The sequence below is a fragment of the Streptomyces sp. NBC_00523 genome, from assembly GCF_036346615.1.
Classification (GTDB): Bacteria; Actinomycetota; Actinomycetes; order Streptomycetales; family Streptomycetaceae; genus Streptomyces.
The window spans coordinates 5,379,638-5,400,174 of sequence record NZ_CP107836.1; the positions used below are offsets into that span (position 1 = coordinate 5,379,638).

Annotated in this window: 15 protein-coding genes; 11 read left to right on the top strand and 4 right to left on the bottom strand. The window is 72.3% G+C overall.

Annotation, left to right across the window (positions count from 1 at the left end; all coding sequences use genetic code 11):
• The first annotated feature begins 67 nt into the window (after nt 1-67).
• Entirely contained in the window at nt 68-925 is an 858-nt protein-coding gene (gene mutM, locus OHS17_RS24570) for a bifunctional DNA-formamidopyrimidine glycosylase/DNA-(apurinic or apyrimidinic site) lyase (RefSeq protein WP_330313895.1), read from the top strand.
• On the opposite strand, the gene OHS17_RS24575 is transcribed toward mutM, so the two are convergent.
• A complete protein-coding gene (locus OHS17_RS24575; RefSeq protein WP_330313896.1) occupies nt 922-1,323 on the bottom strand; it encodes a winged helix-turn-helix transcriptional regulator in 402 nt (133 codons plus the stop codon). The two genes, mutM and OHS17_RS24575, sit on opposite strands and share 4 nt — an antisense overlap.
• Nucleotides 1,324-1,421: 98 nt before the next feature.
• Nucleotides 1,422-2,438 (bottom strand): CAP domain-containing protein, encoded by a 1,017-nt coding sequence (locus OHS17_RS24580; protein WP_330313897.1) that lies wholly within the window; start codon nt 2,436-2,438, stop codon nt 1,422-1,424.
• Between the two features lie 142 nt (nt 2,439-2,580).
• Here OHS17_RS24580 and OHS17_RS24585 point away from each other — a divergent pair, with 142 nt between their 5' ends.
• The 4 genes from OHS17_RS24585 to OHS17_RS24600 all read left to right on the top strand — a co-directional run bounded on the left by OHS17_RS24585 (nt 2,581) and on the right by OHS17_RS24600 (nt 8,988).
• Nucleotides 2,581-2,862 (top strand): acylphosphatase, encoded by a 282-nt coding sequence (locus OHS17_RS24585; protein ID WP_330313898.1) that lies wholly within the window; start codon nt 2,581-2,583, stop codon nt 2,860-2,862.
• Between the two features lie 436 nt (nt 2,863-3,298).
• The gene (locus OHS17_RS24590) at nt 3,299-3,508 is read left to right on the top strand and encodes a hypothetical protein (RefSeq protein ID WP_018102403.1); all 210 of its coding nucleotides are present in this window, start codon (nt 3,299-3,301) and stop codon (nt 3,506-3,508) included.
• A 229-nt stretch (nt 3,509-3,737) separates the two neighbouring features.
• Nucleotides 3,738-7,463, top strand: a complete 3,726-nt coding sequence (locus OHS17_RS24595; protein WP_330313899.1) for an AAA family ATPase — start codon at nt 3,738-3,740, stop codon at nt 7,461-7,463.
• Nucleotides 7,464-7,563: 100 nt separating this feature from the next.
• Nucleotides 7,564-8,988, top strand: a complete 1,425-nt coding sequence (locus OHS17_RS24600; protein WP_330313900.1) for a sugar porter family MFS transporter — start codon at nt 7,564-7,566, stop codon at nt 8,986-8,988.
• Between the two features lie 9 nt (nt 8,989-8,997).
• Here OHS17_RS24600 and OHS17_RS24605 read toward each other — a convergent pair whose 3' ends face one another.
• Nucleotides 8,998-10,377: a purine-cytosine permease family protein gene (locus tag OHS17_RS24605; protein ID WP_330313901.1), complete on the bottom strand. Its 1,380-nt coding sequence runs from the start codon at nt 10,375-10,377 to the stop codon at nt 8,998-9,000.
• A 124-nt stretch (nt 10,378-10,501) separates the two neighbouring features.
• Between OHS17_RS24605 and ftsY the strand changes: the two genes are divergently transcribed.
• Entirely contained in the window at nt 10,502-11,692 is a 1,191-nt protein-coding gene (gene ftsY / locus OHS17_RS24610) for a signal recognition particle-docking protein FtsY (protein ID WP_330313902.1), read from the top strand.
• 72 nt (nt 11,693-11,764) lie between these two features.
• On the opposite strand, the gene OHS17_RS24615 is transcribed toward ftsY, so the two are convergent.
• Entirely contained in the window at nt 11,765-12,427 is a 663-nt protein-coding gene (locus tag OHS17_RS24615) for a bifunctional DNA primase/polymerase (RefSeq protein ID WP_330313903.1), read from the bottom strand.
• A 361-nt stretch (nt 12,428-12,788) separates the two neighbouring features.
• Between OHS17_RS24615 and nsdA the strand changes: the two genes are divergently transcribed.
• The 5 genes from nsdA (at nt 12,789) to ffh (ending at nt 20,475) form a co-directional block, all read left to right on the top strand.
• Nucleotides 12,789-14,261 carry a transcriptional repressor NsdA gene (gene nsdA, locus OHS17_RS24620; protein ID WP_161207134.1) on the top strand — a complete coding sequence of 491 codons (1,473 nt, stop codon included), beginning with the start codon at nt 12,789-12,791 and terminating at the stop codon, nt 14,259-14,261.
• Between the two features lie 377 nt (nt 14,262-14,638).
• Nucleotides 14,639-15,988 carry an ammonium transporter gene (locus OHS17_RS24625; RefSeq protein WP_330313904.1) on the top strand — a complete coding sequence of 450 codons (1,350 nt, stop codon included), beginning with the start codon at nt 14,639-14,641 and terminating at the stop codon, nt 15,986-15,988.
• On the top strand, nt 15,985-16,323 hold the full coding sequence (locus OHS17_RS24630; protein ID WP_018102395.1) for a P-II family nitrogen regulator: 339 nt from the start codon (nt 15,985-15,987) through the stop codon (nt 16,321-16,323). Before OHS17_RS24625 ends, OHS17_RS24630 begins: the two co-directional genes overlap by 4 nt.
• 52 nt (nt 16,324-16,375) lie before the next feature.
• Nucleotides 16,376-18,829 (top strand): [protein-PII] uridylyltransferase, encoded by a 2,454-nt coding sequence (locus OHS17_RS24635; RefSeq protein ID WP_330313905.1) that lies wholly within the window; start codon nt 16,376-16,378, stop codon nt 18,827-18,829.
• 98 nt (nt 18,830-18,927) lie between these two features.
• Entirely contained in the window at nt 18,928-20,475 is a 1,548-nt protein-coding gene (ffh, locus tag OHS17_RS24640) for a signal recognition particle protein (RefSeq protein WP_330313906.1), read from the top strand.
• The last annotated feature ends 62 nt before the right edge of the window (nt 20,476-20,537 follow it).

Sequence of the window (20,537 nt, forward strand, 5' to 3'; positions counted from 1 at the left end):
CGACGCCACCGCGCGCCGGGGGGTTCTCCCTTTTCTCTGTACGCCTTCTCGTCCCAGGAGCCTCCCTGTGCCCGAACTGCCCGAGGTCGAAGTCGTCCGCCGAGGTCTGGAGCGCTGGGTCGCCGGGCGGACGGCCGGTGAGGTCGAGGTCCTGCACCCGCGCGCGGTCCGCCGCCACCTCGCGGGCGGCGTGGACTTCGCCGCCCGGCTCACGGGGACGCGGTTCGGGACGGCGATGCGCCGGGGCAAGTATCTGTGGGTGCCGCTGGACGACGCCGGCTCGCTCCTCGGCCACCTGGGCATGAGCGGTCAGCTGCTCGTCCAGCCCGTGGGGGCGCCGGACGAGAAGCATCTGCGGGTCAGGATCAGGTTCGCCGACGCGGTCGGCACCGAGCTGCGCTTCGTGGACCAGCGCACCTTCGGCGGGCTCTCGCTCCACGAGAACACCCCGGACGGGATGCCCGACGTCATCGCGCACATCGCCCGCGACCCCCTGGACCCGGCCTTCGACGACGCCGCCTTCCACACGGCGCTGCGGCTGCGCCGCACGACGGTCAAGCGCGCCCTGCTCGACCAGTCGCTGATCAGCGGGGTCGGCAACATCTACGCGGACGAGGCGCTGTGGCGCGCCCGGCTGCACTACGACCGGCCGACCGCGACGCTCACCCGCCCCAAGTCCGCCGAGCTCCTCGGCCATGTCCGGGATGTGATGAACGCCGCCCTGGCCCAGGGCGGCACCAGCTTCGACAGCCTCTACGTGAACGTGAACGGCGAGTCCGGCTACTTCGACCGCTCGCTCGACGCCTACGGCCGCGAGGGCGAGCCCTGCCATCGCTGCGGTACGCCGATGGCACGGCGCCCCTGGATGAACCGGTCCAGCTACTACTGCCCCCGCTGCCAGCGCCCGCCGCGCGTGCGGCCCTAGTTCTCGCGGGCGTCGTAGCGGGCCCGGGCCGCCAGGACCTCGGGCATCCGGCCCTCCACGAAGTGGATCAGGCCGAGCAGCCGCTCAGCGACCTCGTGGCCCAGCGGGGTCAGCTCGTAGTCGACCCGGGGCGGATTGACGAGCTGGGCCTCGCGGTGCACCAGGCCGTCCCGCTCCAGCGCGTGCAGCGTCTGGGACAGCATCTTCTCGCTCACCCCGTCGACCTTGCGGCGCAGCGCGTTGAAACGCAGGCTCTCCTCGTACAGGGCGCCGAGCGTGAGGGCGCCCCAGCGGCCGGTGGCGTGTTCGAGCAGGCCGCGCGAGGGGCACTGCTTCGAGAACACGTCGAAGGGCAGGTCGTCCAACGCCGACGTCTCCGGTGCGGTGCTCTGATCCATGAAACCAGCGTACGCCCGCACAGCGCTTTCCCTGAGTCAGTGTGATGCGAGGGAGGCGAGTGGGGCGTACGAGGTGGTGGGTACGGCGGTGGTGCGGGTCAGAAGCCGAAGTCCTGGGTCCACCAGGGGCCGCCGGCCCCGTAGTGGACGCCGACGCCGAGCGTCTTGTAATCGCAGTTGAGAATGTTTGCGCGGTGGCCGTCGCTGTTCATCCAGGCGTCCATGACGGCCTCGGCGTCGGCCTGTCCGCGGGCGATGTTCTCGCCGCCGAGTCCCGAGACACCGGCCGCGTCCGCCCGGTCCCAGGGGGTCTTGCCGTCGGGGTCGGTGTGGTCGAAGAAGCCGCGTGCCGCCATGTCGTCGCTGAAGCTCTGGGCGAGCGAGGCGAGCGAGGAGCTGGCGGTGACCGGGCTGCAGCCGACCTTGCCGCGCTCCTCGTTGACCAGGGCCAGGATCGCGGCCTGGGCCGAGGCGGCGGTGCTCGTCGGAGCGCTGCTCTTCGACGGGGCCGGTGCGGAGGACTTCGGGGCGGCCGGCGCCGAGCTCTTCGCGGCCTTGGTGGCCGGGGCCTTCGAGGACGAGGAGGAGGGCTTGGCCGACTCCTTCTTCTGGACCGGGGCCTTCTTGCCGGACGCGGTCTTCGACGGCGACGCGGACTTGGAGGGCGAGGCCGTCTTCGAGGGCGAGGCGGTGGCCGAAGCGGAAGGGGAGTGGGAGGCGCTGGACGAGGCCGAGCCGGAGGGCTTCGACGTCGCGGAATGCGGCTTCCTGGGCGCTTCGGGGCGGTCGGTTCCGCGGCTCGCCGGGGTGGAAGCGGAGGAGCGGTCGGAGGGCGATGCGGTGATGCCCCCCTGGGTGAGCAGGTCCGGGGCGGCCTGGGAGCGGACCTGGTCGGCGGTCGGACCGCCGCTCACGGTGAGACTGTCCCCGCCGGGCAGCAGACCCGACGCCACGGCGACGGCGCCGACGGCCACGGCCGCCGAGACACCTATGAGTCCGGTGCGCACGGGGATCGCGGACCGCTTCCTGCGGCCCGCCCCGCGGTGCCGGGCCGAGGCCCCGTCCGCCTGTTCCTCGGCGGCGGGGGCTGCGGCGCTGCGTCGATGGCGTCCCATCTGCTGTGCCCTTCTGACGACCTGGACGCCGTTTTCGACGCCCGTGCTCACCCGAACGAGTGAAGCTTTTGCGAGGGGACTGTACGCCATGGCGATTCGCCGGAAGGTGCTCCGAAAGCAATGTGACCGATAGCGTTCGGGCATGAACGAAGATGCACGGCTCACCGCTTGGGTACGCGGCCGAGTACAGCAAGTAGGCTTCCGTTGGTTCACCAGGGCAAACGCTTTGGAGATCGGCGGCCTCACCGGTTTCGCACTCAATCTGGACGACGGCCGGGTACAGGTCGTGGCGGAGGGCCCGCGTGAGAATTGCCACCGTCTTCTCGACTGGCTCCGGTCCGACGACACACCCGGCTGCGTTGACGGCGTCACTGAGATATGGGACACGCCGCGCGGCGGATACGAGGGATTCGCGATCCGCTGAGACCGCTCCCGAAAGGGCCTCGAAAGGGGCCCGCATCCGGCCCGTGTCCGAGGCGCGGCGGGCGGTGACGGCAAGCGCCCCCGTCGCGCGTACACATGAAATGACCTGCGGAATGTCCTGATGGTTGCCAAGATTCAGTTGGCATGCCAGGCTGCCGCCCAAAGGATGATCTCCGTACCCCTGAGGGCCCGTCGGAGAGCCGCGCCGCATGATCGTCTCGCCGCGCGCCCCCGGGACGCCCGCCTCTGTGGGGTGTGATCGTGTTGACCGTCAAACTTTTTGGTGAGACTCTGAAATCCCCGCGCACCTCAGCTGTTCGGCAGAGCTGGTAGGCAGCAGGACAGCAGTGACAGCGAGCACTGCCGAACACCGCGGGTGCGATCCCTCACGACCCACACCGCATCGGTCGGTCACTCATTGTGGAGGACCATCCATCATGGCAAAGGCGCTTCTCGGTTACGTCGGCGGTTCCGACCCGCGACTCCTCGCCGAGATGCGACGGCTCCAGCAGCGCGTCCAGGACCTCGAATCCGAGCTTGTACGGATTCAGGAGGAGAACGACGCGCTCAACGCCGCCGCCCAGCACCAGTCGCTGCTCGACAGCATCGACATCGACGTACCCCAGGCGGAGCCCGCACTCACCTGACCCGCACGGCGGCCTGATCCGCACGGCACACCCGCATGCTCCGTCAGGCCGCGGGTACGTGTGCGGTACCGCCTGATCCGCAGAATCACAGGGGACGCTTCGGCGTCCCTTCTTTCTTTTCCCCCGCCTCGCGCAGGTCCCGCCCCGGACGTACAGCCCTTCCCTTACCGTCTGATGTGCCCTGCACCTTCATCAGCGAAACCGAGTGCGAAAGGTAGAGTCCGGCGGCGTGCACCTCAAGGCCCTGACCCTGCGCGGATTCAAGTCGTTCGCCTCCGCCACGACGCTGCGGTTCGAACCCGGCATCACCTGCGTCGTCGGGCCCAATGGGTCGGGCAAATCCAATGTGGTGGACGCGCTCTCCTGGGTCATGGGTGAACAGGGCGCGAAATCCCTGCGCGGCGGCAAGATGGAAGACGTGATCTTCGCCGGGACCACCGGCCGGCCGCCGCTGGGCCGGGCCGAGGTCTCGCTGACCATCGACAATTCCGACGGCGCCCTGCCCATCGAATACGCCGAAGTCACCATTACGCGGATCATGTTCCGCAACGGCGGCAGCGAATACCAGATCAACGGCGACACCTGCCGCCTCCTGGACATCCAGGAACTCCTCTCCGACTCCGGTATCGGCCGCGAGATGCACGTCATCGTCGGCCAGGGCCAGCTGGACTCCGTCCTGCACGCCGACCCCATGGGCCGCCGCGCCTTCATCGAGGAGGCGGCCGGCGTCCTCAAGCACCGCAAGCGCAAGGAGAAGGCGCTGCGGAAGCTGGACGCGATGGGTGCGAACCTCGCCAGGGTCCAGGACCTCACCGACGAGCTGCGCAGACAGCTGAAGCCCCTCGGCCGGCAGGCGGCCGTGGCCCGCCGCGCCGCCGTCATCCAGGCCGACCTGCGCGACGCCCGGCTGCGCCTCCTCGCCGACGACCTCGTGACGCTGCGGACCGCCCTGCGCAGCGAGGTCGCCGACGAGGCCGCGCTCAAGCAGCGCCGCGAGGCCGCCGAGGCGGAGCTCAAGGCCGCCCTCGCCCGCGAGGCCGAACTGGAGGACCAGGTACGGCGGCTGACGCCCAGGCTCCAGCGCGCCCAGCAGACCTGGTACGACCTCTCGCAGCTCGCCGAACGGGTCCGCGGCACGATCTCGCTGGCCGACGCCCGGGTGAAGAGCGCCACCGCCCCGCCCGAGGAGGAGCGCCGCGGCCGCGACCCCGAGGACATGGAGCGCGAGGCCGCCCGCATCCGCGAGCAGGAGGCCGAGCTGACCGCCGCCCTGGAAGCGGCCGAACACGCGCTGGACGACACCGCGTCGCACCGCCACGAGCTGGAGCGCGCGTTGGCGGCCGAGGAGCGTCGCCTCAAGGACGCCGCGCGGGCCCTGGCCGACCGCCGCGAAGGGCTCGCCCGGCTGCACGGCCAGGTCAACGCCGCCCGCAGCCGCGCCGGTTCGGCCCAGGCGGAGATCGACCGGCTCTCCGCCTCGCGCGACGAGGCCCGGGAGCGGGCCGTCGCCGCCCAGGAGGAGTACGAGGAGCTGAAGGCCGAGGTCGACGGCCTGGACGCCGGGGACACCGAGCTCGGCGAACAGCACGAAGCCGCCCGCCGCGCGCTGAAGGAGGCCGAGGCGGCGCACTCCCGGGCCCGTGAGGAGGCCACCGCCGCCGAACGGCAGCGCGCCGCCGTCGCGGCCCGGCACGACGCGCTCGCCCTCGGGCTGCGGCGCAAGGACGGCACCGGTGCGCTGCTCGGGGCCCGCGACCGGCTCACCGGCCTGCTCGGGCCCGCCGCCGAACTGCTGACGGTGGCCCCGGGCCACGAGGTCGCGGTGGCGGCGGCGCTGGGCGCGGCGGCGGACGCGGTCGCGGTCACGGACCCGGCCACGGCGGCCGAGGCGATCCGGCTGCTGCGCAAGCAGGACGCGGGGCGCGCGGCGCTGCTCCTGGGCGCCCCGGCGCGGGCCGCCACCGGGGACGGCGACGCGACCGGGCACGTACCCGGCCAGGGCACCTCGGCCCACCCGCCGCACCACGGGGACGCCCCGCAGGTCGCGCTTCCCGGCCGGAGCGCGGAGGGCGGGGGAGCGGCCGAGGCCGTACCGGCGACGCCGGCGCCGGACCCCGTGCACACCGCGCAGGCCCTCGCCCCCACCGCCGCCCAGGTCGCCGATCTCGTCAGCGGCCCCGTCGAACTGGTGGCCGCCGTCCGCAGGCTGGTCCGGGACATGGTGGTCGTCGCGACCCTGGAGGACGCCGAGGACCTGGTCGCCGCGCATCCGGAGCTGACCGCGGTGACCGGCGAGGGCGACCTGCTCTCCGCCCACTTCGCGCACGGCGGCTCCGCCGGGGCGCCCAGCCTCCTCGAAGTACAGGCGTCCGTGGACGAGGCCGCCGCCGAACTCGCCGGGCTGGCCGTGCGGTGCGCCGAACTGGCCGAGGCCCAGCGGCTGGCGGCCGGGCGGCGGACCGGGTCGGCGGCGCTGGTCGAGGAGCTGGGGGAGCGGCGGCGCGCCGCCGAGCGGGAGCGGGCGGGCGTGGCCCAGCAGCTCGGGCGGCTCGCCGGGCAGGCGCGGGGCGCCGCCGGTGAGGCCGAGCGCATGGACGCCTCCGCCGCCCGGGCCCAGGAGGCGCTGGAGCGGGCCACCGAGGAGGCGGAGGAGCTGGCCGAACGGCTGCTCGTCGCGGAGGAGGCGGCCGGGGACGGTGCCGACGACGAACCGGACACCGGCGTGCGCGACCGCCTCGCGGCCGACGGTGCCAACGCCCGCCAGACCGAGATGGAGGCCCGCCTCCAGGTCCGTACGCACGAGGAACGCGTCAAGGCCCTCGCCGGGCGCGCCGACTCGCTGGACCGGGCCGCGCGCGCCGAGCGCGAGGCCCGGAACCGGGCCGAGCGGCGGCGGGCCCGGCTGCGCCACGAGGCGGAGGTGGCGGCGGCCGTGGCGTCGGGGGCCCGGCAGCTCCTCGCGCACGTCGAGGTGTCCGTCGTACGGGCGGAGCGGGAACGGGCGGCGGCCGAGGAGTCCAAGGGGGAGCGGGAGCGGGAGCTGGCCGCGGAGCGGCTGCGCGGCCGGGACCTCAAGGGGGAGCTGGACAAGCTGACGGACTCGGTGCACCGGGGTGAGGTGCTGGGCGCCGAGAAGCGGCTGCGGGTGGAGCAGCTGGAGACCAGGGCGCTGGAGGAGCTGGGCGTCGAGCCGGCCGGGCTGGTCGCGGAGTACGGCCCCGACCAGTTGGTGCCGCCGTCGCCGCCCGCCGAGGGCGAGGAGCTGCCGGAGGACCCGGAGCATCCGCGTAACCGGCCCAGGGCGTTCGTCAGGGCCGAGCAGGAGAAGCGGCTCCGGTCCGCCGAACGGGCGTATCAGCAACTCGGGAAGGTGAATCCGCTCGCCCTGGAGGAGTTCTCCGCGCTGGAGGAGCGGCACAAGTTCCTCTCCGAGCAGCTGGAGGACCTGAAGAAGACCCGGGCCGATCTGCTCCAGGTCGTCAAGGAGGTCGACGAGCGGGTCGAGCAGGTGTTCACCGAGGCGTACCGGGACACCGCCCGCGAGTTCGAGGGCGTCTTCTCGCGCCTCTTCCCGGGCGGTGAGGGGCGGCTGATCCTGACCGATCCCGACCACATGCTCACCACCGGGGTCGATGTCGAGGCCCGGCCGCCGGGCAAGAAGGTCAAGCGGCTCTCCCTGCTCTCCGGCGGCGAAAGGTCCCTGACGGCGGTGGCGTTGCTGGTCTCGATCTTCAAGGCGAGGCCCAGCCCGTTCTACGTGATGGACGAGGTCGAGGCGGCGCTGGACGACACCAACCTCCAGCGGCTGATCCGGATCATGGAGGAGCTCCAGGAGAGCTCGCAGCTCATCGTCATCACGCACCAGAAGCGGACGATGGAGGTCGCCGACGCGCTGTACGGGGTGTCGATGCAGGGCGACGGCGTTTCGAAGGTGATCAGCCAGCGTCTGCGCTGAGCGCGGGGGTACCCGAGTGGTGGCGGGGCCGAAGATGTGCGCCACTTGAGATCCACTTACCCATGTCCGATGCCGTGGCCCCGCCCCAGGGAGGACTTACGTGACCAGTACGTCGCCAGGATCCGGACCGGAGTCCGGGGCCCGTTCGGCCCACCCGGACCATCTCGGCCATGTCATCTTCATCACCGCGGCGGCCGCGATGGGCGGCTTCCTCTTCGGCTACGACAGCTCCGTGATCAACGGCGCCGTCGAGGCGATCCGCCACCGTTACGACATCGGCTCCGGCACCCTCGCCCAGGTCATCGCCATCGCGCTCATCGGCTGCGCGATCGGCGCCGCCACGGCCGGCCGGATCGCCGACCGCATCGGGCGCATCCGCTGCATGCAGATCGCCGCCGTCCTGTTCACCATCAGCGCCGTGGGCTCCGCGCTCCCGTTCGCGCTCTGGGACCTGGCGATGTGGCGCATCATCGGCGGCTTCGCGATCGGCATGGCCTCGGTGATCGGCCCCGCCTACATCGCCGAGGTCTCGCCGCCCGCCTACCGGGGCCGCCTCGGCTCCTTCCAGCAGGCCGCGATCGTCATCGGCATCGCCATCTCCCAGCTCGTCAACTACGGCATCCTGCAGATCGCCGACGGCGACCAGCGCGGCAAGATCGGCGGCCTGGAAGCCTGGCAGTGGATGCTCGGCGTGATGGTCGTGCCCGCGATCCTCTACGGGCTCCTCTCGTTCGCGATCCCCGAGTCGCCGCGCTTCCTGCTCTCCATCGGCAAGCGGGAACGGGCCCGGAAGATCCTCGAAGAGGTCGAGGGCAAGAACGTCGACCTGGACGCGCGCGTCCAGGAGATCGAGACCGCGATGCGCCGCGAGCACAAGTCCACCTTCAAGGACCTGCTCGGCAGCCGCTTCGGCTTCCTGCCGATCGTCTGGGTCGGCATCGGCCTCTCGGTGTTCCAGCAGCTCGTCGGCATCAACGTGGCGTTCTACTACTCCGCGACGCTGTGGCAGTCCGTCGGCATCGACCCGACCGACTCCTTCTTCTGGTCGTTCACCACGTCGATCGTCAACATCATCGGTACCGTCATCGCGATGGTCCTGGTGGACCGCGTCGGCCGCCGCCCGCTCGCCCTCGTCGGCTCCTGCGGCATGGCCGTCGCCCTCGCCTTCGAGGCCTGGGCCTTCTCCGCCGACCTGGTCGACGGCAAGCTCCCGACCGCCCAGGGCGCGGTGGCCCTCACCGCCGCCCACGTCTTCGTGCTCTTCTTCGCCCTGTCGTGGGGTGTGGTGGTCTGGGTCTTCCTCGGCGAGATGTTCCCCAACCGCATCCGCGCTGCCGCGCTCGGCGTCGCCGCGTCCGCGCAGTGGATCGCCAACTGGGCGATCACCGCCAGCTTCCCGAGCCTCGCGGACTGGAACCTCTCGGGCACGTACATCATCTACGCCTGCTTCGCCACGCTCTCGATCCCCTTCGTCCTCAAGTTCGTGAAGGAGACCAAGGGCAAGGCGCTGGAGGAGATGGGCTGAGCCCCTCCGTCAGGGCCTTCCGTCGGGGCGGCCGGGGCGCGGGAGCACCGCGTACAGGCCGCCCGAGACGAGGGCCGTGGCCGCCCAGCCCAGGCCGCTGCGGCCCGGCCAGGTCCCGGCGAGCGGACCGGTGAACCACTCCACCCCGGTGAACAGCAGCCCCACCACGAGCCCCGCGCCCCACGCCGCGACCGCGGGCCACGCCACGCCGCCCGTGTACCAGTACGCACCGCCCCGCCCGGTGTCCATCAGCGCCACCGGGTCGTAGCTCCGGCCGCGCAGCATGTCCGTGGCGAAGACCCCGATCCAGGCCGAGAACGTCACCGCGAGCAGCCGCAGGAACGACACGAAGGCGTCGATGAAGCTGCTCGCCACCATCATCAGGAGCGCGCCCAGGAACAGGCTGATCGCCGCGTTCACCCCGACGGCCCAGGCGCGCGGCACGGTGAAGCCGAGGGTCTGCGCGGTGAACCCGGCCGAGTACATCGACAGCGCGTTGATCAGCACCATGCCCGTGACCGCGACGATCAGATACGGGACGGAGAGCCAGGTCGGCAGCATGACCCCGATGAAGGAGACCGGGTCCCGGGTCAGCGCCAGCTGCGGCGTCCGCACCGCCATCACCGACCCCATCACCACCAGCGGCACCAGCACCACCAGCGCCCCGCCCACCGTCGCCGCGACCATCGCCCCGCCCTTCGAGGCGCGCGGCAGATAGCGGGCGAAGTCCGGACCGGACGGTGCCCAGCTGATCCCCCCGGCCGTCAGCGTGCCGATGCCCGCGATCACCGCCGACACCGCGCCGGGCGGCCGGTCGAGCACCGCGCGCCACGGCACGGTCGCGGCCAGATGCGCCAGCACCAGGACGCTGAAGGTGCCGAAGAGGTACGCGGACCAGGTGCAGCACACCCGCAGCGCCCGCAGCCCGAGCCCCGACAGCAGAAAGCTGCCCGCCACGAACGCGAGCAGCGTCGCCATGACCAGCGCGGTCGTGCTCCGGACCCCGAACAGCACTTGGCCCACGGTGAGCAGGGCGTACGCGCCGGTGACCGCGTTCATCGTCTCCCAGCCCCACCGCGCCACCCAGATCAGCGCGCCCGGCGCCAGATTGCCCCGTACGCCGAAGACCGCCCGCGACAGCGCCATGCCGGGGGCGCCGCCCCGCTTCCCGGCCAGCGAGACGAAGCCGACCAGGCCGAACGAGATCAGCGGCGCCACCGCGGCCGCCACCAGGACCTGCCAGAGGCTCAGCCCGTTCAGCACGACGAGCCCCGCGCCCACGGTGACGAGCAGCGCGGTCATGTTCGCCGTGGCCCAGGTGGGGAAGAGGGCACGGACCCGGCCGGTGCGCTCCTCGTCGGGCACGGGGTCCAGGCCACGGGTCTCCACGGCCGGAATCGTACCTTTCCGGCATACCGGGCATGGTGACCGCAAGATCGCACGGGTCCGCGATCCCGCACCGCATCCCTCCCTCCCTCGATTGCCGGCCCGCGTGACCGATACTGGGAGGGTTATGGAATTCGTCATCCTTGCTGTAGTCATCGCCCTGGTCGCGGTCGGCGTGGTCAGCGGGCTCGTGGTCAGCAGCCGCAAGAAGAAGCAGCTGCCCCCGGCACCGTCGAGCACGCCGACCCTCACACCTCCCGCTGAGCCCCGTGTCGGCGAGGAGGCCGAAGAGCCGCGCGAGGAATCACGCCGCACCGTCGAGGACGTCGCGGCCCCGCCCGCCGAGGCCGAGCCGGAGACGGTGGAGCCGGAAGCCCCCGCGCTCGACGTCCCCGAGCCCACCGCAGGCCGGCTCGTCCGGCTGCGCGCCCGCCTCGCCCGCTCGCAGAACACCCTCGGCAAGGGGCTCCTCGCCCTGCTGTCCCGGGACAATCTGGACGAGGACACCTGGGAGGAGATCGAGGACACCCTCCTCACCGCCGACGTCGGCGTCGCCCCCACCCAGGAGCTGGTCGAGCGCCTGCGTGAGCGCGTCCGGGTGCTCGGCACCCGCACCCCCGAGGAGCTGCGCGCCCTGCTCCGCGAGGAGCTGCTGACCCTGCTCGGCACCGCCTTCGACCGCGCCGTGAAGACGGAGGGCGGTCTGGAGACCCCCGGCGTCGTGATGGTCGTCGGCGTCAACGGCACCGGCAAGACCACCACCACCGGCAAGCTGGCGCGGGTGCTCGTCGCCGACGGCCGCAGCGTGGTGCTCGGCGCGGCCGACACCTTCCGCGCCGCCGCCGCCGACCAGCTCCAGACCTGGGGCGAGCGCGTCGGCGCCCGCACCGTGCGAGGTCCGGAGGGCGGCGACCCGGCGTCCATCGCCTACGACGCGGTCAAGGAGGGCATCGCCGAGGGCGCCGACGTGGTGCTCATCGACACCGCGGGACGGCTGCACACCAAGACCGGGCTCATGGACGAGCTGGGCAAGGTCAAGCGCGTCGTGGAGAAGCACGGCCCGCTGGACGAGGTGCTGCTCGTCCTGGACGCCACCACCGGGCAGAACGGCCTGGTGCAGGCGCGGGTCTTCGCCGAGGTGGTCGACATCACCGGCATCGTCCTGACCAAGCTGGACGGCACCGCCAAGGGCGGCATCGTCGTCGCCGTCCAGCGCGAGCTGGGCGTCCCGGTCAAGCTCGTCGGACTCGGTGAGGGCCCGGACGACCTGGCCCCGTTCGAGCCGGAGGCGTTCGTGGACGCGCTGATCGGGGACTGACCCCCACTCGACAGCTCCGAAGCCCGGCCGTTTCGTACGGCCGGGCTTCCTGCTGTGCGGGACGTACGCGGCTCAGCCGCAGGGCGCCGCCCACCGGTGACAGAGGTACGCCAGCGTCCCCAGCAGCAGGCGGGCCTCCGGCGGCGTCGCGCTGTCGGGCCCGGGCGCCCGCAGCCAGCGGACCGGACCGCGCCCGCCCCGGTCCGAGGGCGGCGCGGTGATGTGGCCGCCCGGGCCGAGCGCCCGCAGATCGAGCCCCGCGTCGTCCCAGCCCATCCGGTACAGCAGCCGGGGCAGCCCGGCGGCGGCGCCCGGCGCCACGAAGAACTGCGCCCGGCCCTGCGGGGTGACCGAGACCGGGCCCAGCGGCAGGCCCATCCGCTCCATCCGCACCAGGGCCCGGCGCCCGGCACCCTCCGCCACGTCGAGCACGTCGAAGCTCCGGCCCACGGGGAGCATCATCGAGGCGCCGGGCACCTCGGCCCAGGCGCGCGCCGCCGCGTCGAGCGTCGCGCCGGCGGGCACCTCACGGGCGAACTCCAGCGGATGCGCGCCCGGGGCGGCGCAGCCGGGGTCCCCGCAGGAGCAGACGCCGTCCGCCGCGCGGGCCCCGGGCACCACGGCCCAGCCCCACAGGCCGGTGTACTCGGCCACCTCCGTACCGCCGGTGGCGGCGGCACGGGCGCGACGCCGTGCGCCGGTGCGCATCTCGCGGATTCCGATCGTGAAGCCCATGCCCCCTCCAACGGGTCCGGTTCGCCGGTGGTTACGAAGAGGAGCGTGCAACCGCCCGCGCGCCCCCGGGCGCTTCCTCGCGCCCGTGCGAATCGTCCTGTCAAGTGAATCGCGGCCCATGGGGGTGGCGTTCAATCGAAGGGGTGGCGAATGGTGGCGATTACGCAAAGGGCCTCGCCGGGCCCGTGATCGTAGGATTACCGTCGGTACACGAACCATGGAAGTATGTGCGCCCATGGGTATGCCGCAGGCAACCCGGCTTTCTGTTCGATCGGGCCCAACGCCCGTACGGACGACATGAGTTCGGGGCATTCTGGTAGTGCTTCGCGCGACACGTATTCGGCGGGATGGGGGCTTATCCGTGAGTGGCAGCGGCGCAGGCGAGACGAATGCCGGCAAGCGCCCGAACGGGCAACTGGGGTCGTGGTTCGTGCGCAGCGGCTGGTCGAAGGGCGAGCTGGCGCGGCAGGTGAACCGCCGGGCGCGCCAGATGGGCGCCCACCACATCAGCACCGACACCTCCCGGGTGCGGCGCTGGCTGGACGGCGAGCAGCCGCGCGAGCCGATCCCGCGCATCCTGTCCGAGCTGTTCTCGGAGCGCTTCGGCAGCGTCGTCGCCGTCGAGGACCTGGGGCTGCGCACCCCGCATCAGGCGCCCTCCGTGGCCGGTGTGGACCTGCCGTGGGCGGGCCCGCAGACCGTCGCCCTGCTCAGCGAGTTCTCGCGGAGCGACCTGATGCTCGCCCGCCGGGGCTTCCTCGGCAGCTCCCTCGCCCTCGCCGCCGGTCCCGCGCTCATCGAGCCCATGCAGCGCTGGCTGGTGCCGGTCGCGGCCGCCCCCGCCGCCGAACCGGAACCCGCCGCCGCCCGCCGCCCCTCCAGGCTCTCCGGCCCCGAGCTCGACCTGCTGGAGTCGACCACCGCGATGTTCCGCCAGTGGGACGCGCAGTGCGGCGGCGGACTGCGCCGCAAGGCCGTCGTCGGCCAGCTCCACGAGGTCACCGACCTGCTCCAGGAGCCCCAGCCCGCCGCCACCTCCAAGCGCCTGTTCCGCTGCGCCGCCGAACTGGCCGAGCTGGCGGGCTGGATGAGCTACGACGTCGGCCTCCAGCCCACCGCCCAGAAGTACTTCGTGCTCGCCCTGCACGCCGCCAAGGAGGCCGGCGACAAGCCGCTCGGCTCGTACGTCCTGTCCAGCATGAGCCGCCAGATGATCCACCTCGGCCGCCCGGACGACGCCCTGGAGCTGATCCACCTCGCCCAGTACGGCAGCCGCGACTGCGCGACCCCGCGCACCCAGGCGATGCTGTACGCGATGGAGGCGCGCGCCTACGCGAACATGGGCCAGCCCAGCAAGTGCAAGCGGGCGGTCCGCATGGCCGAGGACACCTTCCTGGACGCCGGCGTCGACGGCGAGCCCGAGCCCGACTGGATCCGCTTCTTCTCCGAGGCCGAGCTGAACGGCGAGAACTCGCACTCGTACCGGGACCTCGCCTATGTGGCCGGCCGTAGCCCCACGTACGCCTCGCTCGCCGAGCCCGTCATGCAGCGGGCCGTCCAGCTCTTCGGCGAGGACGACGAGCACCAGCGCTCCTACGCGCTCAATCTGATCGGCCTCGCCACCGTGCACCTCCTCAAGGGCGAGCCCGAGGCGTCCACCGTGCCCGCCGGGCAGGCGCTGCGCGTGGCCAAAAAGGTGCGCTCCGAGCGGGTCAACACCCGGCTCCGCAAGACCGTCGACACCGCCGCCAGGGACTTCGGGGACGTGCCCGAGGTCGCCGAGCTCACCGAACTCCTCATCGAGCAGCTGCCCGAGACCGTGGAAACCGTCTAGCGACGGCCCTCGGGCCCCCAGACCCCGGCCACGACGATCACCCAGCACAGACCGACTTCGGCTCCCCCCATTGCCAGGTCAACGGGTGATCGCCGTGGCCGGTTCGTGTGGTCGTTCCCCTGCCGGAGCGTCGTAACCGCACCGTATGCGGCCCGGGCCGCAGAGTGGGCGCGAGCGTGGGTACGGCATGCGCGGTTCATGGGGACGTAACACGTCGCTTCCCTTCGTCACTGCCGCGAAACATCGCGGCGCACCGGCCGAAACGGCGCTGGGCGAACCTCGTGGCTCATAACCGGCCCGCACTTTTCCCCAGTGGTCCCGCAGTGGTTGTGCCCCCACCGCCCGCACGCGGCCGCACCGACGACGAGGAGACGCCGATGCCCCCAGGCATCACGACGCTTGCCGCAGACACCCCGACGCTGTCTGCCGCCAACACCGGCTTCATGCTCATCTGCTCGGCCCTGGTGATGCTCATGACCCCGGCCCTCGCCTTCTTCTACGGAGGCATGGTCCGCGTCAAGAGCACCCTCAACATGCTGATGATGAGCTTCATCAGCCTCGGGATCGTCACGATCCTCTGGGTGCTGTACGGCTTCAGCCTCGCCTTCGGGACCGACGCCGGATCGGTCATCGGCTGGAGCCAGGACTTCGTCGGCCTCAGCGGGATCGGCGTCACGGAACTCTGGGACGGCTACACCATCCCGGTCTACGTCTTCGCCGTGTTCCAGCTGATGTTCGCCATCCTCACGCCCGCCCTGATAAGCGGTGCCCTCGCCGACCGGGTCAAGTTCACCTCCTGGGCCCTGTTCATCACGCTCTGGGTCACCGTCGTCTACTTCCCGGTCGCGCACTGGGTGTGGGGCGCGGGCGGCTGGCTGTACGAGCTCGGCGTCATCGACTTCGCCGGCGGTACCGCCGTCCACATCAACGCGGGTGCGGCCGCCCTCGGCGTGATCCTGGTGATCGGCAAGCGCGTCGGCTTCAAGAAGGACCCGATGCGGCCGCACAGCCTGCCGCTCGTCATGCTCGGTGCCGGTCTCCTCTGGTTCGGCTGGTTCGGCTTCAACGCCGGCTCCTGGCTCGGCAACGACGACGGCGTGGGCGCGGTCATGTTCGTCAACACCCAGGTCGCCACCGGCGCCGCGATGCTCGCCTGGCTCGCCTACGAGAAGATCCGCCACGGCGCCTTCACCACCCTCGGTGCCGCCTCCGGCGCGGTCGCCGGACTCGTCGCCATCACACCGGCCGGCGGCGCGGTCAGCCCGCTCGGCGCCATCGCGGTCGGCGCCATCGCCGGTGTGCTGTGCGCCATGGCCGTCGGCCTCAAGTACAAGTTCGGCTACGACGACTCCCTCGACGTCGTCGGCGTCCACCTCGTCGGCGGCATCATCGGCTCCCTGCTCATCGGCTTCTTCGCCACCGGCGGCGTCCAGTCCGACGCCAAGGGCCTCTTCTACGGCGGCGGGCTCGACCAGCTCGGCAAGCAGGCCGTCGGCGTCTTCGCGGTCCTCGCGTACTCTCTCGTCGTCTCCGCGGTCCTCGCCTTCCTGGTCGACAAGATCCTCGGGATGCGCGTGGCCGAGGACGACGAGATCTCCGGCATCGACCAGGTCGAACACGCCGAGACCGCGTACGACTTCAGCGGCGCCGGCGGCGGCGCGGCCTCCCGTACCGCCGCCCCCGCCCCCGGCCCGGCCGCCCCGACGAACAAGAAGGTGGACGCATGAAGCTCATCACCGCAGTCGTGAAGCCCCACCGTCTGGACGAGATCAAGGAAGCCCTCCAGGCGTTCGGCGTCCAGGGCCTCACCGTCACCGAGGCCAGCGGCTACGGTCGTCAGCGCGGCCACACCGAGGTCTACCGGGGCGCCGAGTACACCGTCGACCTCGTTCCCAAGATCCGCATCGAGGTGCTGGTCGAGGACGAGGACGCCGAACAGCTCCTCGACGTCGTCGTCAAGGCCGCCCGGACCGGCAAGATCGGTGACGGCAAGGTCTGGACCGTCCCGGTCGAGACGGCCGTCAGGGTCCGTACGGGCGAACGCGGCCCGGACGCCCTCTGACCGGCCCCCGCCGACTGTTTCGCACGGTTCCGCACACGGAAAGGGCAGCTGGGTGACGAGCATCGAAGCGACCACCGAATCCGAGGACTCGCGCCCCAGCGGCTACGCGGCGGCCCGGCTGAGCCTTCTCCAGGAGAAGGAGCGGCCCGGGCCGCCGCGCCGTGCGGCCCTCGCCGCCCTCACCGACGACTGGCTCACCGCCCTGTTCACCGGCGCCGCCCAGCACGCCGGGGTCCGGGGCGCCGCCCTCGTCGCCGTCGGCGGCTACGGCCGCGGCGAACTCTCCCCGCGCAGCGACCTCGACCTCCTCCTGCTGCACGACGGCACCGCCGACGCCGCGGCCGTCGCCGCCCTCGCCGACCGGATCTGGTACCCCGTCTGGGACCTGGGCCTCGCCCTCGACCACTCCGTCCGCACCCCCGCCGAGGCCCGCAGGACCGCCGGCGAGGACCTCAAGGTCCAGCTCGGACTGCTCGACGCCCGCCCCGTCGCCGGCGATCTCGGCCTCGTCGCCGCCCTGCGCACCGCGATCCTCGCCGACTGGCGCAACCAGGCACCCAAACGCCTCCCCGACCTCCACGAGCTCTGCCGCGAACGCGCCGAACGCCACGGCGAACTGCGGTTCCTCCTCGAACCCGACCTCAAGGAGGCCCGGGGCGGCCTGCGCGACGTCACCGCCCTGCGCGCGGTCGCCGCCTCCTGGGTCGCCGACGCCCCCCGCGAAGGACTCGCCGAGGCCCGCCGCACCCTCCTCGACGCCCGCGACGCCCTCCACCTCACCACCGGCCGCGCCACCGACCGGCTCGCCCTCCAGGAACAGGACCAGGTCGCCCAGGCCCTCGGCCTCCTCGACGCCGACGCCCTGCTCCGCCAGGTCTACGAAGCCGCCCGCACCGTCTCGTACGCCACCGACGTCACCTGGCGCGAGGTCAACCGGGTCCTGCGCGCCCGCTCCGCCCGGCCCCGGCTGCGCGCCCTGCTCGGTGGCGGCCGGACCCCCGCCCCGGACCGGACCCCGCTCGCCGACGGCGTCGTGGAGGCCGACGGCGAGGTCGTCCTCGCCCGCACCGCCCGGCCCGAACGCGACCCGGTGCTCGTCCTGCGCGCCGCCGCCGCGGCCGCCCAGTCCGGACTCCCGCTCTCCCGCCACGTCGTACGCCACCTCGCCACCACCGCCCAGCCGCTCCCCGTGCCCTGGCCGGCCGAGGCCCGCGAGGAGCTGGTCACCCTGCTCGGCGCCGGCGAGGCCACCATCCCCGTCTGGGAGGCGCTGGAGGCCGAAGGGCTGATCACCCGCCTGCTGCCCGACTGGGAACGCGTCCACTGCCGCCCCCAGCGCAACCCCGTCCACACCTGGACCGTCGACCGCCACCTGGTCGAGGCGGCCGTCCGCGCCGCCTCGCTCACCCGCCGCGTCGGCCGCCCCGACCTCCTCCTCGTCGCCGCCCTGCTGCACGACATCGGCAAGGGCTGGCCCGGCGACCACTCCGTCGCCGGGGAGGTCATCGCCCGCGACATGGCCGCCCGCATCGGCTTCGACCAGCACGACGTGGGCGTCATCGCCACCCTCGTACGCCACCACCTGCTGCTCATCGAGACCGCCACCCGGCGCGATCTGGACGACCCGGCCACCGTCCGCGCCGTCGCCGACGCCGTCGGCAGCGCCGCGACCCTGGAACTGCTGCACGCCCTCACCGAGGCCGACGCGCTCGCCACCGGGCCCGCCGCCTGGTCCGCCTGGCGCGCCTCCCTCGTCACCGAACTCGTCAAACGCGTCGCCCAGGTCCTGGCGGGGGAGGCCCCCGAAGAGCCCGAGCCGGCCGCCCCCAGCGCCGAGCAGGAACGCCTCGCGATCGAGGCGCTGCGCACCGGCACCCCCGTCCTCGCCCTGCACACCCGGCCCGAGACCCCGCACGAGGAGGACGGCCCGGAACCGGTCGGCGTCGAACTCCTCATCGCGCTGCGCGACCGGCCAGGCGTGCTGCCCGCCGCCGCGGGCGTCCTCGCCCTGCACCGCCTCACCGTCCGCGCCGCCGACCTGCGCGCCGTGGAGCTGCCCACGGAGCTGGGGGACTCCGCGGACCTGCTGCTGCTCAGCTGGCGCGTCGCCGCCGAATACGGCTCGCTGCCCCGGGCGGACCGGCTCCGCGCCGACCTCGTACGCGCCCTGGACGGCACCCTGGACATCCCCGCCCGCCTCGCCGAGCGGGAGGCGGCCTACCCCCGGCGGCGCGGTGTGAAGGCGCCGCCGCCCCGGGTGACGGTGGCCCCGGCGGGCTCCCGGCTCGCCACGGTGATCGAGGTCCGCGCGCAGGACGCCCCGGGACTGCTGCACCGCATCGGGCAGGCCCTGGAGCGGAGCGCGGTACGGGTGCGGAGCGCGCATGTGTCCACGCTGGGGGCGAACGCGGTGGACGCCTTCTACGTCACGGACACCGACGGGGAGCCGCTGCCGGCGGCGCGGGCGGCGGAGCTGGCCCGGGAGGTCGAGAAGGCGCTCGGCTGAGACCGGAACCGGGCGAGGTCTTGGCGTTCCCCGGCGTCCGGATACCCTGGGAACCTACTGACCCGACCCGCCCCCGACCCTGAGGACCGACGAGCGCCGTGTTCGATACTCTCTCCGACCGCCTTGCCGCGACTTTCAAGAACCTCCGGGGCAAGGGCCGCTTGTCCGAGGCGGACATCGACGCCACGGCTCGCGAGATCCGTATCGCCCTGCTCGAAGCCGATGTGGCGCTGCCCGTCGTCCGGTCCTTCATCGCCAACGTCAAGGAGCGGGCGCGCGGCGTAGAGGTCTCCCAGGCCCTCAACCCCGCCCAGCAGGTCGTCAAGATCGTCAACGAGGAGCTCATCTCCATCCTCGGTGGCGAGACCCGGCGGCTGCGGTTCGCGAAGAACCCGCCCACCGTGATCATGCTCGCCGGTCTCCAGGGTGCCGGTAAGACGACCCTCGCCGGAAAGCTCGGCCTCTGGCTCAAGGGCCAGGGCCACTCCCCGCTGCTCGTCGCCTGCGACCTCCAGCGCCCCAACGCCGTCAACCAGCTGAGCGTCGTCGCCGACCGCGCCGGTGTCGCGGTGTACGCCCCCCAGCCGGGCAACGGCGTCGGCGACCCGGTCCAGGTCGCCAAGGACTCCATCGAGTACGCCCGGTCCAAGCAGTACGACGTTGTGATCGTGGACACCGCAGGCCGCCTCGGCATCGACCAGGAGCTGATGCAGCAGGCCGCGGACATCCGCGACGCCGTCAGCCCGGACGAGATCCTGTTCGTGGTCGACGCGATGATCGGTCAGGACGCGGTCAACACCGCCGAGGCGTTCCGCGACGGCGTCGGCTTCGACGGCGTGGTGCTCTCCAAGCTCGACGGTGACGCCCGCGGTGGTGCCGCCCTGTCGATCGCCCACGTCACGGGCAAGCAGATCATGTTCGCCTCGAACGGCGAGAAGCTGGACGAGTTCGACGCGTTCCACCCGGACCGCATGGCGTCCCGAATCCTCGACATGGGTGACCTGCTCACCCTGATCGAGCAGGCGGAGAAGACCTTCAGCCAGGAAGAGGCCGCCAAAATGGCCTCCAAGCTGGCGTCCAGCAAGGGCAAGGACTTCACGTTCGACGACTTCCTGGCCCAGATGGAGCAGGTCAGGAAGATGGGCTCCATCTCCAAGCTGCTCGGCATGCTGCCCGGCATGGGGCAGATCAAGGACCAGATCAACAACATCGACGAGCGCGACATCGACCGCATGGCCGCGATCATCAAGTCGATGACCCCGAAGGAACGTGCCGAACCGACGATCATCAACGGCTCGCGCCGGGCCCGTATCGCCAAGGGTTCCGGTTCCGATGTCTCCGCCGTCAAGGGACTGGTCGAGCGGTTCTTCGAGGCCCGCAAGATGATGTCGAAGATGGCCCAGGGCGGCGGCATGCCGGGGATGCCCGGGATGCCGGGCATGGGCGGCGGGCCCGGCCGGCAGAAGAAGCAGGTCAAGCAGGCCAAGGGCAAGCGCAAGAGCGGCAACCCGATGAAGCGCAAGGCCGAGGAGCAGGCCGCGGCCGCCCGCCGGGAGGCCGCGCAGAACGGCGTCCCCGGCCTCCCGGCCGGGCAGGACGCCCAGAACTTCGAGCTGCCCGACGAGTTCAAGAAGTTCATGGGCTGACGCTCGCGTCACGTCATGCCTGAGGGGCGCTCACCGTACGCGGTGGGCGCCCCTCAGGCGTA